The organism is Microvirgula curvata (assembly GCF_054781615.1).
The window spans coordinates 170546-187462 of sequence record NZ_BAAGUB010000015.1 but is presented as its reverse complement, the minus strand read 5'-3'; the positions used below and the strand labels follow the sequence as shown (position 1 = coordinate 187462).

Sequence of the window (16917 nt, the reverse complement as noted above, 5' to 3'; positions counted from 1 at the left end):
TCTCAGTGCCCCGCCACAGCCAGCGCCAGCATAAGCAGGCAGGCCGCCAGCCCGCCGGCGAGGACGCGCAGGTCACGGATCAGCAATCCGCCGCACAGCAGCAACAGGCCCAGCGCCAGCGCGCTGAACAGCGCGGCATAGAGCCGTTCCAGCGGATCGGGCAGTGGCAGGCTGCGCGCCAGCAGATAGCCACTCGCCGCGGCGGCCGACAGACTGCCAGCCAGGGCGAACGCAATCCGCCCTCCCCAGCCGGCAACCGGCATGGGCATCAGAATGTCCCCCGCAAGGTGAGGTTGAAGCTGCGCGGCTCGCCGTAGCGGTTGTTCCAGTTGGGGTTGGACAGGCTCTGGTAGTAGGTGCGGTCGAACAGGTTGTTGATGTTCAGCGCCGCCGTCCAGTGCGGATCGATCCGGTAGCCGACCCGCAGGTTGGCCAGCGCGTAACCGCCCTGGCGCAGGGTCACGTTGCGGTAGTCCACGCTGTAGTCGCTCTGCGCCTGCACCCCGCCGCCGATGCTCCAGCGACGGCCCTGCCACGGCAGGTCATAGTTGCTCCACAGACGCAGCATGTGCTGCGGGGTAAAGGTCGAATAACGGGTGCCCGAGGACACCTTGCTGTCCTTGAGATACTCGGTGTCGGTATAGGTGTAGCCCGCCGACAGGCTCCAGTGCGGCGTCAGGTGGCCGGTCCCCTCCAGTTCGAAGCCCTGGCTGCGCACCTTGCCGCCGCTGATGTAATAGGCGTTGTTCGGGGTGCCGGGGTGGTCGGGGTCTTCCTGCGGGTTGTTCTCCAGATCGATGCGGAATGCCGCCAGCGACAGGTTCAGGCGGCCATCCGCGAGCTCGCTCTTGATCCCGGTCTCGTAGGTCTTGCCTTCCACCGGGCTGAGCGGATCGCCGCTCCAGGTACGACGGTCCTGCGGCTGGTAAACCTCGGCATAACTCGCATACCACGACCACTTGTCGGCAAAGTCCCAGATCAGCCCGCCGTAAGGCGTGAATTTGCTGCCGGGCTTGAAGTGCGCGGTCGGCGTGTCCTGGGTCCACCAGCTTTCGCGGCCGCCCAGCACGGCGGTCAGCGGTTCGGCCAGCTTGATCCGGGCCAGACCGTACAGGCCCTTCTGGGTGGTCGTGGTGTCGCCCGGCGAGCGGTAGGCGCCGATCTGCGGACTCGGCACGCTGTGCGGGTCCCAGCGGTAGACGTTGACCGGCGTGTTCGCCCAGTTCAGGAACTGGGCGGTTTCCTGCCGGGTCTCGCTCCGGGCGTAGGAAACGCCGCCAAGCAGTTCATGCTTGAGGCCGAACAGTTGCACCGGACCGGTCACGTGGGCATCGAAGCTGCGCTGGATGCTCTTGAACTTGTAGGCGGCCCCCATCAGGCTGCCCCCGTCGCCGGTCTGCGGATCGATGGCACCGTACGAGCCGGCGTAGCGCAAGCGCGAGTCGGTACTCTGGTACTCGGCGCTGAATTTGGCTTTCCAGCCGCTGGCCAGTTGCTGTTCCAGCGAACCGAACGCGCGGTAGACGTCCCACTCGAAGCGGTCCCAGTCGACGTCGAGATAGGTGTCGCGGGACAGGCCGAGGCTGGAGCCGTCCCTGGCCATCGGCACCCCGGCCATATTGGTGACGGCGTTGATGTGCTGGTACTGCGCGCCCACCGTGAGCAGCGTATCCGGCGTCAGGTCGAGCTCGGTCACGCCGTACAGCAGGAAGGTGCTCTGGTCGGACACGTCGTAGAAGAAGTCGCGGTTCTCGTAAGCGGCCACCGCACGGCCGCGCACATTGCCGCTTTCGGTCAGCGGCCCGCCGACATCGACCTCCGTGCGGTAGCGGTTCCAGCTGCCGGCACTCAGGGTGGTGCTGGCGGCGAATTCATGCTGCGGCCGCTTGCGGACCATGTTCACCGTCGCGGCGGGGTTGCCGGTGCCGTGGAGCAGGCCGTTGGAACCGCGAAGGATTTCCACCCGCTCGTAGACCGCCATGTCCTGCGGCGGGCTCGCGGTATTGCCGAGCAGCGCCGGCACGCCGTCGAGTTCGAATGAGTCGACCTTGAAGCCGCGCACATAGTAGGCAGTGGTCAGCAGCTGGAACGGCTGCACCGTGACCCCGGTGGCCTGCTGCATCACCTCGTCGAGACTGTACAGGTTCTGCTGCTCGATGCGCTCGCGCGAAACGACGCTGGCCGACTGCGGGATCTCCCGCGGCTTGAGCGGCATTTTCGCCAGACTGCTTGTGCCCGCCGCACGGGCGGGCGACGCGCCTTCGGTGCTGATCACCACGGCGGGCAATTCCGGCACATCCGTCTCGCCGTTCTGCCGCGCATCGGCCATGACGGCCAGCGGGCTGAACGCCAGCAACAGGCCCATATGCAGCGGGGTTGGCCTGCAGCGGGCGATCGTCCCGGGCCAGCGGCTTCGCTTTGTCTCCATTTTCATCCCGTCAAACCTTCAGTGCGTACATGATAATGCTTATCATTTTAAATAAATAATCACTGGCACTGTTTCGATTGCCGATCTTTCTCTATCGATCCGCAGTCATTGCGGAACTTTTTTCCTCCTGCCGTGGTCCGGCACCGGCAGCGAAACCGGCATACCAGCGGTCGCGGGCAGACAGTTCGTCGTGCCGGCCGTTCAACCGCAGCCGCCCGGCCTCCAGCACCAGCACCTGATCGGCCAGGCGGGCCAGGGCCGGCCGGTGGGTGACCACCACCAGCGTGCGTCGCCCGCGCAAGGCGAGCAGGCTGCGCAGCACCTGCGCCTCGCTGGCGCCGTCGAGGCTGGCAGTGGGTTCGTCAAGCAGCAGCAAGGGCGCTGGCGAGAGGAATCCGCGGGCCAGGCACAGACGCTGGCGCTGACCGCCGGACAGCAGACCGCCGCCCGGCCCCACTGCGGTCTCCCAGCCCTGCGGCCAGCGCTCGATCTCTTCCAGCAGGCCGGCTGCCTCCGCCGCCTCGCGCAGCGCCGACAGGTCGGCACCGGGCCGGGCCATGCGCAGGTTCCAGGCGACACTGCCGTGGAACAGGCCACACGCCTGGAACACCAGGTTGCGGCTGGCGGCCAGGGTCGATGCACTCAGCTGGCGGATATCCGCCCGCCCGAGCAGAACCCGCCCGGTATCGGGATCGTGAACCCGGCCGAGCAGCGCCAGCAGGCTGCTCTTGCCAGCGCCGGACGGACCGGCGATGACGGTCAGCGAGCCGGGCGCCAGTGTCAGCGCGATGTCTTCCAGCAGCGTGCGGCCGTCGTCCAGGCGGATGCCCAGCCCCTCGGCCACCAGCCCCGCATCCAGCGGGCGCTCGCCCGGCTCGGGGCAGTCCAGCGGCGGCAGCGCGAACACCCGCATCAGCGTGTCAAGGGACTGCCAGGCACCGCGCAGGGCCTGGTCAAGATGGGTGAGCTGGGCCAGCGGTTCGATAAAGCGCACCAGCAGCACCAGAATCGCCACGACGGACGCTCCATCCAGCCACTGCCGCCCGACCGCCCACGCCCCTCCCAGCAAGCCCAGTGCGAATACCGCCTGCACCGCCAGCGCGAAACCCAGCCCGGCAGGCAGGCTCCGCCGCAGCAGTGTCCGGGTCGTTTCGTGCAATCGCCGCAACGCCGCTTCCTGGTCCTGAAGCGCGACGCTTTCACGTTCCGCCGCCCGCAGCAGCGGCTGGCGTTCCGCAAAAGTCTGAAGTTCGCGGGCGGCATCGCGTTCGGCTGCCTGCCGCGCGCTTTCCGCCGTCAGGGTGTGCCGGCCGCTCCAGCGCAGCAGCACAAACAGCAGCCCTCCGGCCAGCAGCAGGCCAAGGGCAATGCCCGGGGCGATCAGACCGAGGCCGAGCACCACCCCGAGCGGAGTCAGCACCGCGGCGATCAGCGGTCCCAGCAGATGGGCAGGGATTCCCATGCTCTGCATCACCGGACCACGCAACAGACCTTCCGCCGGCGCAATCCGGCGCAGGGCCGGTGGCGCCAGATGCGGCAAGCGTGCGACCAGGCTGCGCACCAGGCCGGCAGCCAGCGCGCCGCCGGCAAAGAACCCGCGGCGCAGCGCCAGGTACTGCACCAGCGACTGCACCAGCGTCAGCCCCAGCAGTGCGATGACCCAGCGCCAGGGCAAGACGCCCGAAGCGAACCAGGCTTCGATCAAGGGCACCAGCAGCACCCCGCAGGCGGCATCCAGCAAGGCGGCCAGGGACGCCCAGACCACCGCCTCGCGCAGCGCGCGGCGGCAGTCGCCGGGCAGCAGGCGCAGGCGGGAAAGAACCGTCATCATGCGTGCACCTCCCGTTCGTGCTGTTCGTGCCACAGGCGCGCATAGGTTCCGCCCGCCGCCAGCAGCGCCGGATGTCGCCCTCGCTCGACGAGGCGGCCATCCTGCATCACCAGAATCAGGTCGGCGTCGCGGACCCCTTCCAGCTGGTGGGTGACGATCAGACGGGTACGGCCGGCACCGCGCTCGCGCAGGCAGCGCAGCAGCGTGCGGGCGGTGTGCGGATCGAGTGCGGAGGTCGGCTCGTCGAGCAGCAGCAGCCGGGCCGGCGACAGCAGCGCGCGGGCCAGCGACAGCCGTTGCAGCTCGCCGCCCGACAGTTGCAGATCACGTCCCGGCACACTGTCGTAACCGCGCGGCAGGGCCATGATGCGGTCGTCGAGGCAGGCGTCGCGGGCGGCCGCACGGATCTCGTCGAGGGTCGCCCCCGGGCGGAACAGCGCGATATTGTCGGCCAGCGAGACTTCCAGCGCCGCGGCCTGCTGGCCGGCCAGCACGATATGCCGGTGGCGGACAGCGGATGGCAGATCGCGCAATGCCACGCCGCCGGTATGCAGCTCGCCGCGGTCGGGGTCCATGCAGCGCGCCAGCAGGGACAGCAGCGTGCTCTTGCCGGCCCCGGAAGGACCGACGAGGGCAACCAGGCTGCCGTCCTCCACGTTCAGGTCGATATCCTCCAGCACCGCCCTGCCCTCACAGGCGTAGCTGAGCCCGCGGGCCACCAGCGAACCGTCGGCGGGCAGGCGCGATGACCGGCCTTCCGCCAGCGGGGCCTGGTCAAACACCTGCTGCAGGCGCGCGGCCGCAGCCTGCGCGGCCAGCAGGGCATCGCTGCCATGACCCAGCGCCTCGACCGGCGCCGCCATCGCTCTCACCAGCAGCAGTACGGCGCAGACCGGGCCGGGGGCCAGTGGCACGCCGAGCGCGTCCAGCACCAGCGCACCGAGCAGTGACCAGGCCAGCAGCCAGGGCGCACCGAGCTGGACATGGACCAGCGCGGCCAGATGCCCGACGCGCGCCACCCAGGACGAGAACGCCAGGCCAAATGCCGTCGCCGAGGTTTCGACTCCCTGCTGTATGCCGGCGCCCGGATATTGCCGGGCCAGCAGCAGATTGTGAGCGAACTCGCCATAGTCGGCCGACAGGTGTTCGAGGGCGGTGTTGCGCCGCATGACCTCGTCGCGGTAGCGCGCCGAGCGCAGCAGACCGAAACCGGCGGCGGCAAACCCCAGCGGCAGCAGGCAGAACAGCAGCAGCCAGGGTTGCAGCCAGGCCAGCCACAACATCGCGGCAAGCGGCACCACCAGCAGCTTGCTGACGTCGTTGGGGGCATGCGCAATCAGCTGGTGCAGGGCCCGCACATCCTGCCCGACCAGCCGCGCCACGCCGTCCTGGCCCTGGCGGCTGAACCAGTCGAGCGGCAGGCGCTGCAGATGCGCCAGCAGCCGCAGACGCAGATCGTTGCAGACATCGGCATCCACCTCGTGGGCCAGATGCGTGGCCAGCGCCTGGCAGACCAGCCAGACCAGGATGGCCAGCGGCACCAGGGCAAGCAGCACCGGGTTTGCCGCCCCCTTCACCAGCGAGTCGGCCAGCCCGGCAAGCAGTATCCAGGGCAGCAGGGAGCTGATGCCGGCCAGGGCCTGCAGTCCCATGGCCAGTCCCAGCCGCCAGCGGCAGGGACGCAGCAGACGCCACAGCACCGGGGTCATGAGGCCCGCTCCAGCGCCTGCTCCAGGCTCGCCGGCGCCAGCCCCGGCGGCGGTGCCGCGGGAAAGCCCAGCCGCTTGCCGATCCGCTGCCAGACGGCGGCGACCTCAAGGCTGCGCTGGTTGCGCCGGTGCACGGCGTCTTCATCATCGAGCAGGGCCAGGGCGTCGGCGGCGGCTGCCGGCCACAGGTGGCGGTGCACCTGCGCCCAGGAGCAGGGTTCGGCATGCCAGAGCTGCACCGTGGGCAGCGACTCGCCGGACGGCGCAAACAGCCCGTCGGCATCCACGGCCGGCACCGCGACCGCCGGGGTCCACAGCAGCGGCCCGTGCGGTCCGGCCAGGCTGAGGGTGCCGCGATCGGTCGTCAGGCTGAGGCGCTGCAGCACGGTCATCCGGCCATCGTTGTCGGCAGCCAGTTCATTGAGCACCTGCAGATTCAGCGGCACGCCGGCCAGCACCAGGGACAGCCCGCGCATCGCCGACAGATCGCAGCCCGCGTCCTCCAGCGACCAGGGACCAACCCCTTCCAGCAGCGCCGCCAGAATGTCCAGGGTAGCGAAGCCCACCTGGACCCCGCAGCTTGCCTCCAGGTGGCGAATGCCCCGGCGGTGGTGCAATTGCCGGCCCAGTTCGATAAAGCGCGCCACCGCCGGCAACTGCGGATAGAAGGTGTTCAGCAGGCAGCGCCGGCCGAGGCGAGCGGCCGTGCGCAGCATGCCCTGCCATTCGCCGGGCAGCAGCGGATGCTCGATCAGCACATCGATGCCGCGCGCCATCAGCGCTTCGGCCAGCGCGGGTCCCTGCTCGCCACGCGCGGCGCCGCCGACCGCGACGCAGGCCAGCCGGACATCGTCCGGCACCGCGCCGGGCTCGCGCCAGAGGTCGACGCCATGTCGCGCGGCCAGTGCCTGTGAACGCCGGCTGCCCTGGCCGAGGATGCCGCGCAGGGCAAAGCGCGGATCGGCAGCGACACCGGCGGCATAAAACTGGCCAAACCGGGAACCGGCGACCACGACGGAACGCACCGCGTTCATGGGCGTACCTCCTTCAGCAGAAAATCGGCCAGTGTCTGGCCCAGACAATCGAAGTGCCCGCCGGGCACCTCATGGAGGAGGCAGGCACCGATCGCCGCCACCTGCCAGTCACGCGCCAGCGCCCCGGCGTAGTCCGGTACCAGTGGATGGCCGGCGCCCGGCACGAACAGGCGCAGGGCGCCGACGTAAGGCACCGGCAGTTCGGCCTGGCTGGCCCGCACCGAATGGCAGAACAGCCGGTACAGCGTCTCGCGTCCGGAACCGGCGGCCCCGGCGCTGCCGCTGGCGGCCTGCAGGACACGCCAGCGCAGGGCATCGAGGTCGGCCAGGGCAGGCAGCGTTGCCAGCGTCTGCGCCGGCAGATGGCCACGCGTCCCGGCCAGCGCGGCATGAATCCGGCTGGCCAGCCCGGCGGCCCCGGGGAAGCCCAGCGCGGCGGTATCCAGGCCGAGGGTGGCGGCGAAGCTGAACAGCAGCAGGCGCTCGTCATCGATCCGGTAAGGAATCCGGTAACTGGAGACAATGTCCAGTTGCCGCACGCGCACCCCACGCTGAACCAGGGACCGGGCAGTCTCCAGGGCGAGCAGGCCGCCGGAGCAATAACCGAGCAGATCCACTTCGCGCAGGCCGGCGGCGTGCAGTGCAGCGGCATAGCGCCGGCCGAGGCAGGCGTTCAGGTGCGCGGCGGGAATCGCCAGATAGGCTTCGCTGTCATGCACCGCCAGGCCCAGCAGCGGCCGCTCGCAGCCCAGTGCCTGAATCAGCGGACGATAGGGCAGCAAGGTGCCCAGCCCTTCATGGATCAGCACCCGCGGCACCCCCTCCCCTTCCGCCAGGCGCACCAGCGGATCGGCCAGGGCCGCACCATCGCCAAGGGGCGCGCGCGGCATGCCGGGGACAGCGTCTGTGCTGCGGACTGGCGCCGCCGATGGTGTGCAGTCTGCGCCGGTGTCCTCGCGCGCTTCGCGCAGGCGCCGGGCCATGCCGCGCGCGGTCGGCTGGCTCAGCGCCCAGCGCAGCAGCCGGTCGAACGGATGCCGGCGGGCCTCTTCCTGGCTGTCGCGCAGGCGCGCGATCAGCTGGGCGATCAGCAGGGAGTCGCCACCCGCGGTAAAGAAGTCCTGATCGACCCCCAGATCGGGGTTGTCCAGCACCTCCCGCCAGTGTTCCAGCAAGGCACGTTCCAGTGCATCCGCCGGTTCCCCGGCCGCATCACGCGGTGGCACGGAGCGAGGCTGGCGGGCGACATCGGCAAGGGCCTTGCGGTCGATCTTGCCGTTCCCGGTGACCGGCAACCGTTCGAGCACGTGCAGCTGTGCCGGGAGCATGTAGCGCGGCAGGCGTGACTCGACAAACGCCAGCAGTTCGGCCGGTGCCAGCCGCGCCAGCCCGGTCTTGCAGCGGGCCAGCAGGATGTCGTAACCGAGCAGGTCAAGGGCATGGCCGGACGGCACCACGCTGGCCGCCACGTCGCCGGGCACCTGCCCAAGCCACTCCAGCCATTGCCCGGCATGAACGAACAGATGATGCTGCCCGGCCCGGCCGTCGCGTGGGTTTTCCATCATCAGGCTCTGGCTGATGCTGATTTCGTTGTGTTCGCGCGTCAGTTCCTGGATCACCAGCCAGGCGTCGGCGTCCAGCAGTTCACGCAGGCCGGCCAGCAGCGCCGGGGTATCCAGCGCATTGTTCAGCGCGCCGGAGCTCAGCAGGATGTCCACCGAGTGTGGTGCCACGCCCTGCCCGCTCAGCGTGTCGTTCATGTCGAAACGGCTGAAGCGCACCCAGGGCTGTCCGGCGAAGCGCTTGCGCGCCGCGGCGAGGAAGTAGCTGGACACGTCGGTGAACAGGTAATCCAGTTCCACGCCGCGGTCAGCCAGCGGCGCCAGGCGGGCAATGACCGCGAGGCTGGCCGCAGCGGTGCCGGCGCCGAGTTCGAGCAGCCGCCAGCGGCGTGCCGGCTGGCGCTCGACGATGGCGGCGATCGCCTCGGCCATCGCCGCGTGCAGCGCGCGGGCGTGCAGGCCTTCGCTGTACATGGCCTCGGCGATATGCGCCGAGCCCTGCGGGAACATCAGCGCTGCCGGGCTGACCCGTCCGGCCAGTTGTTCTGCCAGGGACCCGGCGCTGTCGCGCAGATAGGCAACCAGTCCAGCCGGCCACAAATGCGACGGCGCGCTGGCGGCGAAATCGCGCCAGGCCGTCGCCGGGTCGACCGCCGGCCGTGTGTCGCAGCCGGTCCAGACCGATCCTTCACGCCGCAGATAGCCGCCCTCTTCCAGCTGCCGCAGCCAGTGGAGCAGCAGGCGCTCACGCACATCGCCAATGCCGAGCCGCTGGCACAGGGTGGAGAAGTCCAGACCGGCGGCGCTGGCAAAAATGCCGCTGCCGGCCAGCCAGGCGGCCAGGGAGGCGAGGCAGGCACGGTCGAGTGCCGCCACCGCGTCCGCGATCGCCGGCAGCTCGCCCCAGTCGTGCTGCAGTGCCTGCCGCGCCCGTTCGCACACCGCGTCGAGCCCGTCACGGGCGTCGCCGGCTTCGCCCGCCTGCGGATGAAGGGTGACAAAGCTGGCCAGGCTGCGCTCGTGTGCGCTGCCCAGCACCACGGTCGCCGCCAGGTTCACTTGCGGATGTGCGCACAGGGCCGCGTCCAGTTCGGCCAGCTCGATGCGGTGGCCCCGGATCTTGACCTGGTCGTCCTCTCGCCCCAGAAATTCGATGCTGCCATCGGGCAGGTAGCGACCGAGATCGCCGGTACGGTACAGGCGGCGTCCGTCAGCGTGACGAATGAAGCGCTCAGCAGTGCGCTGCGGATCACCGGCATAGCCAAGCGCCAGACCGACCCCGCCGATATGGATCTCGCCGCGCACGCCCGGCGGGCAGCGCCGGCCACGGGCATCCAGCACCTCCACGCTCTGCCCGCGCAGCGCGCATCCATAGGGGATGCTCGCCAGCTCGGCATGCGCCGGACGGATCGGTTGTTCGATCGACCAGATGGCCGCTTCAGTGGCCCCGCCGAGGCTGAACAGCGCGCTGTCGGGCCAGCGCTTCCACCAGCGCACCGGCAGGCTGACCGGAATCCAGTCACCGGACCACAGTACGCAGCGCGGACCAGGTACCCTGCGTCCGGGCTCGCTTTCGAGGTAGTCGACCAGCATCTGTCCCTGGGCCGGCACCGAGTTCCACAGGGTGATCCCGTGCCGTTCCATCAGCTCGGCCCAGTGCGAGGGGTCACTGCCACGCGCCGGGTCCGGCAGCACGATCTGGGCACCCGCGGCAGTGGCACCAAAGAAGTCGTAGACCGACAGGTCGAAACTCAGTTCGGCCAGGCCGAGCAGACGGTCCCGCTCGCTCACTGCGTAACGCTCGTTGATGTCCTGCAGCGTATTGCTTGCCGCCGCATGGCTGAGCATCACGCCCTTGGGGGTGCCGGTGGAGCCCGAGGTGTAGATCACGTAGGCAAGATCGTCCGGCGCCACCGCGGCGGCGGCAGGCGGCGGCCAGTCCGCATCGGCCGGCAGGCGATCGATGGCCAGGCACGGGCAGTCGATCTGTGCCGGCACATCCTGCGCCAGGCAGACCAGGGCCGCCACGCCGGCGCTGTCGAGGATTGCCCGCTGTCGCAGCGCCGGCTGGCGAATGTCGACCGGCACATAGGCCGCACCGGCCTGAATCACGCCGAGGACGGCAACCAGTTGCGAGGCGCTCCTGGGCAGCAGCACCGCGACCCGCTGACCGGGCCCCACGCCGTTCGCTTCCAGTGCACGACGCAGCGCCGTGGCATGCTGGGCAATCTGGCGGTAGCTGTAACTGCCGGCCGCATCGTGAATCACGGGGGCATCGGGACTGAGCTGCGCACGCTCGGCAAACCCGGCGGCAATGCTCCGCCCCGTGCCGGGCAACGCCACCGGAGGCGCCCCGACCGGCCCGGCGTACAACCCGGCATCGCTGGCGTTCCACGCCTGCGGGCTGTCCGCAAGCTGCCGCAGCAGGTCGACGAAAGCCTCGAACATGGCCTCTGCCTGTCCTTCGGGGAACAGGCCCTGGCGTACGTCCCAGCCGATTTCCAGACCGCCGAACTGGTCGGTGACCTGGCAGTCCAGCCAGACCTGCGGCGTCTGGCTGACCATGTATCGCGGCGCACTCAATGCCTCGGCGTCTCCGAGCAGACGCTGCACGCTGCCGATACCGCTGGTGAAGACCACCGGCATCAGATCGGCGCCACGTCCGCGACGGCGGGCCAGTTCGCGCAGCAGGTCGACGCCACTGAAAACCGGATGATCAAGGTCCTCGAACATTTGCTCGCCGATACGCCGCGCCCGCGCGGCAAAACTGTCGCCGTGGCGGCTGTCCACCGCCAGCAGGCTCAGCGCGGTGAAGTCGCCAAGCACCAGCGGCAGTTGGGGGTGCAGCGCTGGCCGGTTGAGTACCGTCAGGTTGAGGCAGAACGCCGGCGTCTGGCTCCAGCGGCCAACTGTCTCGGCAAAGGCGGCCAGCGCCACACCCGCCGCGCTGAGTCCGCGCGCGCCAGCCTGGGTGCAGAGCTGGCGCCAGGCGTCGTCGTCGAGGCGCGCATGGAGATGGCAAAAACGGGTCGAGCGGGTATCCGGCTGTGTCCGCAGCGGCAGGTCCGGTCGTCCCGGCAGGTCGTCCAGGCGCGCCAGCCACCAGTCGCGGTCGCGCTGCCAGGCCACCGAGCGGCGGCGCTGCTGCTCGACTTGCACGTAGTCGCGGAAGGTCGCTTCCGGCGGTGGCGTCACTTGCGGGTCGCGATAGCGCCGCCGCCACTCATCGAGCAGCAACTGCAGGCTGGCATAGTCAATCAGGGTGAAATCCACTGACATGTGCAGCACGCAGCCCTGCCGGCCGATGCTCAGTTCGGGACACAGGACCGGCCACTGGTCGAGTGGTGCGCAGCGGTGATCGAGACGCTCGCGCACCTGCGCCAGATGCGCCCCGAAGGCGTCGGGGTCCAGTGTCGTGCCGTCGTGCACGACGAGGGACTGCCAGGGCACGTCGGGCAGGACCCGCTGCCAGGCGTTGTCCTCGATCACCGCACGCAGCATCGGATGGCGCACGAGCAGCGCGTTCCAGGCGGCCTCGAGGCGCCGGGGATCGGTGTCGGCCGGCCATTCGTACTCGACATACAGATGGCAGGCATTGCCGCCATAGTCGAAGGCGGCCTGACGCCCGAGAACATAGGCGGCCTGCACCGGGGTCAGCGGAAATCGTTCATGGGCGCGTGCCGGTTCGGCACGCCAGACCGGCCCTGCGTCCAGGTGTTCGAGCAGCGCGTCGCGCGCCGCCCGCAATCGCTCGGCCAGACCGTCGTCGAGGGCCCCCTGCGGGGCGCGGTAGCGCAGCTGCCCTGCTTCGCCCCACAACTCGATCTGCCGGTTGCGGCAAGTTTCCAGCAGTTCGCCCACGCTCATAGCACGCCCTCTTCCAGTTGGCTTTTCGTGACGCCGGCGTCGGCCCCTTCCAGGTGCCGGGCAAGGCCGGCCAGGGTCGGCTGACGGTAAAAGTCGGCCATGCCCAGACGCACGCCGAAGCGCTCGCGGACCAGGGCCAGCAGGCGCGTCGCCAGCAGGCTGTCGCCGCCAAGGCTGAAGAAGCTCGCGTCACGCTGCTTCACCGGCTGCCTGAGCACCGTTTCCCAGCAGGCGGCAAGGCGCTGTTCATGCGGCGCCAGCGCTTCGCCGGCCGTGTCGTCTCCGCCGACCTGCGTCAGTGCGCGGGTCATGCTTGCGGCCAGACGCCGGCGATCGATCTTGCCGTTGGCGTTCAGCGGCAAGGCCGGCAGGCACCAAAGTCGCTCGGGCCGCATGGCCTGCGGCAGGCGCGCCTCCAGGCCAGCCTGCAGTCGCGCCGGGTCGAGACCGGTGCCCGGGGAGACCGCCTCGACCAGTGCGATCCGCTCACTGCGCCAGAGGCAGCGCGGTGCCAGACCGGCGTCGGCAATGTCGGACTGAAGCGCCGGCAGGTCCGGCAGACGCAAGGGCCGGTCATCGAGCAGCGCCGCGCCGAGCAGGGCCAGCGGCGATGCCCGCAGCAGGTCGACCAGCAGCAACCGGCCTTGCGGACGCAGCAGTGCGGCGGCCAGCGCCAGCCCTTCGCGGCGGGTCTCGTAGCCATGCAGCGCGGCAAAACTGATTACCCGGTCATAGCGCCCGAGATGTCCGGACGGCAGCAGCCCGTCGTCGAGCGCCTGAATCGCGACCCGCGATGGCAGGCGGGAGGCGGCGGCATCGAGCAGGCCACGGCTGCGCTCGAACAGGGTCAGGTCAAGGTCGGGACGCAGCAGCGAAGCGATGCTCCGGTCGAGCCAGAGCCCGGCGCGGGTATCCAGCACCGCCACCTGCAGGCGTTCGCCGGCGACCGGCGCCGGCAGGGCCTGCATCAGCCGGGTCAGCGCCTCGCGGCCGTCCGGCAACCGGGCCGCCACCGCCTGCGGTGCCAGCCAGGGGTCGAGCAGCAGCGTGGCCGGCGGCTGTCCGCCTTCAAACAGCGCACGCAGTGCCTGACCCATGGCCGCCAGCACCGAGGCCTGCCAGCCAAGCCGGCACAAGGCTTCGTCGAGCGCCGGCAGCTCACCCGCGGCCGACTGCGCCAGCCAGTCCAGCCAGCGCTTGCACAGCGCATCGGGAATTTCCGGCGGCGCCTCCAGCAGCATCCCGAGCAGATGCCGGGTGACCACCGTCTCGGCCTCGCCCAGACCGGCGAAGCACTGTGTCTCGGGGCATGCCGGCGGCGGTCCGCCCGCAGCCGGCAACCGTGGCACCAGCACCGCCCCCAGGCCGGGCGTACCGCTGCCGGTCACCGCGGCGCAAGCCGCCTCGACACCGGGCTGGGCGCACAGCGCCGCCTCGACCTCGCCCAGTTCGATGCGCTGACCGCGGAGCTTGACCTGCTGGTCGACCCGGCCAAGGAACTCCAGCGTGCCATCGGCCCAGTAGCGGCCACGGTCGCCGGTGCGATACCAGCGCCCCTGCCCGTCGTGGACAAAGCGCTGTGCGGTCAGCTGCGGATCGTTGCGATAGCCGCGGGCCAGGCTGCCTCCCCCGATCCACAGCTCCCCGACCACCTGATCCGGCACATCGCGCCCGTACGCGTCGACCACCCGGTAGGCCTGGCCGGGCAGCGGGCGGCCATAGGGAATGGAACGCCAGTGCGACGGTACGACGCCAACGGACTGCAGGTTCGACCAGATCCCGGCTTCGGTCGCACCGCCAAGCACATGGAGACGGCAGTCGGCCGCGCAGCGCGAGCGCAGCCGCGCCGGCAGATCCAGCGCCACCCAGTCGCCTGACAGCAGCACCGCGCGCAGGCTGCGGTAGTCGGCCTGCGTGCCCGGCAGGCTGAGGGCCATTTCCAGCAGCGCCGGCGCGGAGTTCCACAGGGTCACGCCGTGGCGGCGGATGGCGTCGGCCCAGGCGGCCGCATCCCGGGCCTGCGCCTGGGACGGCAGGACCAGACTGGCACCGGCGCCCAGGCCGCCGAACAGGTCGAAGACGGAAAGGTCGAAGTCCAGTGCCGAGACGGCCAGCAGGCGATCGTCGGCGCCGACGCGCAGCAGGCCGAGCAGCGCGTCGATGGTATTCATCGCCGCCGCGTGGCTGACTTCCACCCCTTTGGGGACACCGGTCGAGCCCGAGGTGTAGATGACATAGGCGCTCGCGCCGGGTGTCAGCGGCGTCGGCGCGGCAAGTGCCTGCGTGCGCGCCAGTCGTTCGACGGCGAGCCGCGGCGGCGTCGCCCGGGGCTCATCGCATTCGGTGATCACCAGGCGGATGCCGGCAGCGTCTTCGATCAGCCGGCGGCGAGCCGGCGGCTGATCGATATCCAGCGGGACATAGCAGGCGCCGGCGGCGAGCACGCCAAAAACGGCCGCGACCTGTTGCGGGCCGCGCGGCAGACTGATTTCCACCGCATCGCCGGTCTCGATGCCGGCGGCTCTCAGGCCGGCGGCAATGCGCAGTGCCTGCCCGGCCAGTTCTCCGCGGGTCATGCAGCGCTCATCGTAACGAAGCGCGACGGCGGACGGGTCGCGGGTGGCCCGGGCGAAGAAATCATGATGCAGGGGGCGCGCCACGCCCGGTGCCGGGCAGGCATTGAGACGGGCCCGGCAAGCCTGTTGCGCCCAGGGCAGCGGCAGGGCCGGCGGGTGATCCCAGCCACCGTCGCAGCATTGCCGGAGCAAGGTCACATAGGCCTCGAACAGGGTTTCCAGAAGCCCGTCGGGGAACAGCCCGACGATCGCGTCCCAGGCCAGCAGGATGCCGCCGTCGACGCGGTAAAGCTGGTGGTCGAGCCATACCTGGGGCGTCTGCGAAAGCATGTCGTGGAGATCGCCGAAGACGTCGCGGAACGCGGCCGGCACAAAGCCGTCCTCACCCAGGTTGCTGGAAAACACCACTGGTGCGGAGCGCGGCTGCCCCTGCCGGCGCGCTTCGCGCAGCACTTCCAGCGCCGGGAACGCCGCATGATCGATGGCGTCGTGCAGGCTGCGCTGGAAGGCCCTGACCGCGTCGGCAAAAGAGGCTGTTGCGTCGACCCGGCATTCGAGCAGCAACAAGGTGGTGAAGTCGGCGATGACCTCACCGAGGCGGGCATCATCGGCATGCCGGTCGAACAGCGGCACATTCAGCAGAAAGCCGGGGCTCTCGCTCCAGCGCGCCAGGACGGTGGCAAAGGCGCAGCCAAACACGCTCGACAGCGTCACCCCGTGCTGTGCGGCCAGGGACTCCAGGCGCCGGCTTTCGCCGGCCGGCATCCGGTACGACAGACGCCGCGTGCGCGGCTGGCGAATGCTCTCGGGGGCGCAGGCCAGCGGCAGGCCCGGCGCGTCCGGCAACTGCGGCAGGCGCTGCAACCAGTACTCGCGTGCCGTGGCCGCCGCCCCGGCGCGCTGCTGCGCGCGTCGCGCCAGGTAGTCGGCGAAATGCAGCGGTGGCGCCTCGCGCAGCGCCTGCGGTGCGGCATAGGCGGTACCCAGCTCGGCAAGCAGCAGACGCAGGCTCTCCACATCCGCGGCCAGCAGGTCGAGGCTCAGCCAGAGGCGATCCTCGCCCCCCGGCATCTGCACCAGACCCAACAGGAAGACTTGCCCCTGCTCGACCTTCAGGCATTCGTGCGAGCGCTGCTGCCACAGCGCCTGCCAGGCTGCCTCGGCCTGTTCCATGCCATGCTGGCGCCAGTCCTGCAGATCGAAGCACGGCAGCGCCGGTGCCTCGATCACTTGCTGCCGCCCGTCAATGAAACGTGCGCGCAGCATCGGATGGCGCTGCCGCACGAGAGCGGCCGCCGCCGCCAGGCGCTGCGCATCGACTTCACGGGCACGGAATTCGAGAAAGGCGTGGCAGCTGATGTTGCCCAGGATCTCGTCCGGGCCACGCCCGAGCCAGTATGCCTGCTGCACGGAGGACAAGTCGAAAGGCTGATCGTGCCTGACTGCCGGCTCTGCCGTCCGGGCAGGCGCCGCCACGCGTGGCGCGGCAGGCAGCAGTTCGAGCCAGGCCTCCAGGCAGGGGCGTCGGGCCAGTTGCGCGAATTCCACGGCCACCCCTCCCGCACGCAGGCGTTCCTGCAGGTACATCAGGCGGATCGAGTCGAGGCCGCAACCCAGCAAGTCATCGTCGTCCGCCAGCAGGCAGACGTCATCGGGCGGTTCACCGAGCAGCTCGGCGAGCTGCGTGACCAGCCAGTCGCGCAGGCCGGGACGGGAATCGAGGGGCAGATCCATGAAGGCTCCCAGAGGGCAAGGGTCAATGTCAGTTGCCAGTAAATAACAACCATTCTCAAATATGACATTGTTCCACCTGCTCCGGGTGTCCGGGCGGCAATGCTTTAGATGGCCGGACTGTTTCGTTAGATCGGGAGCAGCTCATGAATGCCCCGGGGGCAGGGAAGGGCGCCGAC

Annotated in this window: 7 protein-coding genes; all 7 read right to left on the bottom strand. The window is 69.9% G+C overall.

Annotated elements, in window-relative coordinates; translation table 11 throughout:
- Nucleotides 1-2: 2 nt before the first annotated feature.
- The 7 genes from ACYVG8_RS09425 to ACYVG8_RS09395 all read right to left on the bottom strand — a co-directional run bounded on the left by ACYVG8_RS09425 (nucleotide 3) and on the right by ACYVG8_RS09395 (nucleotide 16741).
- Nucleotides 3-269: a hypothetical protein gene (locus ACYVG8_RS09425; protein ID WP_028498990.1), complete on the bottom strand. Its 267-nt coding sequence runs from the start codon at nucleotides 267-269 to the stop codon at nucleotides 3-5.
- A complete protein-coding gene (locus tag ACYVG8_RS09420; protein WP_276324989.1) occupies nucleotides 269-2428 on the bottom strand; it encodes a TonB-dependent siderophore receptor in 2160 nt (719 codons plus the stop codon). The genes ACYVG8_RS09425 and ACYVG8_RS09420 overlap by 1 nt, the downstream gene beginning before the upstream one ends.
- Before the next feature lie 91 nt (nucleotides 2429-2519).
- Nucleotides 2520-4259, bottom strand: a complete 1740-nt coding sequence (locus ACYVG8_RS09415) for an ATP-binding cassette domain-containing protein (protein ID WP_460745604.1) — start codon at nucleotides 4257-4259, stop codon at nucleotides 2520-2522.
- A complete protein-coding gene (locus ACYVG8_RS09410; RefSeq protein ID WP_460745602.1) occupies nucleotides 4256-5968 on the bottom strand; it encodes an ABC transporter ATP-binding protein in 1713 nt (570 codons plus the stop codon). Before ACYVG8_RS09410 ends, ACYVG8_RS09415 begins: the two co-directional genes overlap by 4 nt.
- Nucleotides 5965-7002 (bottom strand): Gfo/Idh/MocA family oxidoreductase, encoded by a 1038-nt coding sequence (locus ACYVG8_RS09405; RefSeq protein ID WP_460745600.1) that lies wholly within the window; start codon nucleotides 7000-7002, stop codon nucleotides 5965-5967. Before ACYVG8_RS09405 ends, ACYVG8_RS09410 begins: the two co-directional genes overlap by 4 nt.
- Nucleotides 6999-12431, bottom strand: a complete 5433-nt coding sequence (locus ACYVG8_RS09400) for an amino acid adenylation domain-containing protein (RefSeq protein ID WP_460745598.1) — start codon at nucleotides 12429-12431, stop codon at nucleotides 6999-7001. The genes ACYVG8_RS09405 and ACYVG8_RS09400 overlap by 4 nt, the downstream gene beginning before the upstream one ends.
- The gene (locus tag ACYVG8_RS09395; protein ID WP_460745596.1) at nucleotides 12428-16741 is read right to left on the bottom strand and encodes a non-ribosomal peptide synthetase; all 4314 of its coding nucleotides are present in this window, start codon (nucleotides 16739-16741) and stop codon (nucleotides 12428-12430) included. The genes ACYVG8_RS09400 and ACYVG8_RS09395 overlap by 4 nt, the downstream gene beginning before the upstream one ends.
- Nucleotides 16742-16917: the final 176 nt, after the last annotated feature.

What these genes read in the sequence shown, in the direction of transcription:
- ACYVG8_RS09415 (WP_460745604.1), bottom strand. Translation starts at nt 4,259, where the DNA reads ATGATGACGGTTCTTTCCCGCCTGCGCCTGCTGCCCGGCGACTGCCGC.
- ACYVG8_RS09420 (WP_276324989.1), bottom strand. Translation starts at nt 2,428, where the DNA reads ATGGAGACAAAGCGAAGCCGCTGGCCCGGGACGATCGCCCGCTGCAGG.
- ACYVG8_RS09395 (WP_460745596.1), bottom strand. Translation starts at nt 16,741, where the DNA reads ATGGATCTGCCCCTCGATTCCCGTCCCGGCCTGCGCGACTGGCTGGTC.
- ACYVG8_RS09405 (WP_460745600.1), bottom strand. Translation starts at nt 7,002, where the DNA reads ATGAACGCGGTGCGTTCCGTCGTGGTCGCCGGTTCCCGGTTTGGCCAG.
- ACYVG8_RS09400 (WP_460745598.1), bottom strand. Translation starts at nt 12,431, where the DNA reads ATGAGCGTGGGCGAACTGCTGGAAACTTGCCGCAACCGGCAGATCGAG.
- ACYVG8_RS09410 (WP_460745602.1), bottom strand. Translation starts at nt 5,968, where the DNA reads ATGACCCCGGTGCTGTGGCGTCTGCTGCGTCCCTGCCGCTGGCGGCTG.
- ACYVG8_RS09425 (WP_028498990.1), bottom strand. Translation starts at nt 269, where the DNA reads ATGCCCATGCCGGTTGCCGGCTGGGGAGGGCGGATTGCGTTCGCCCTG.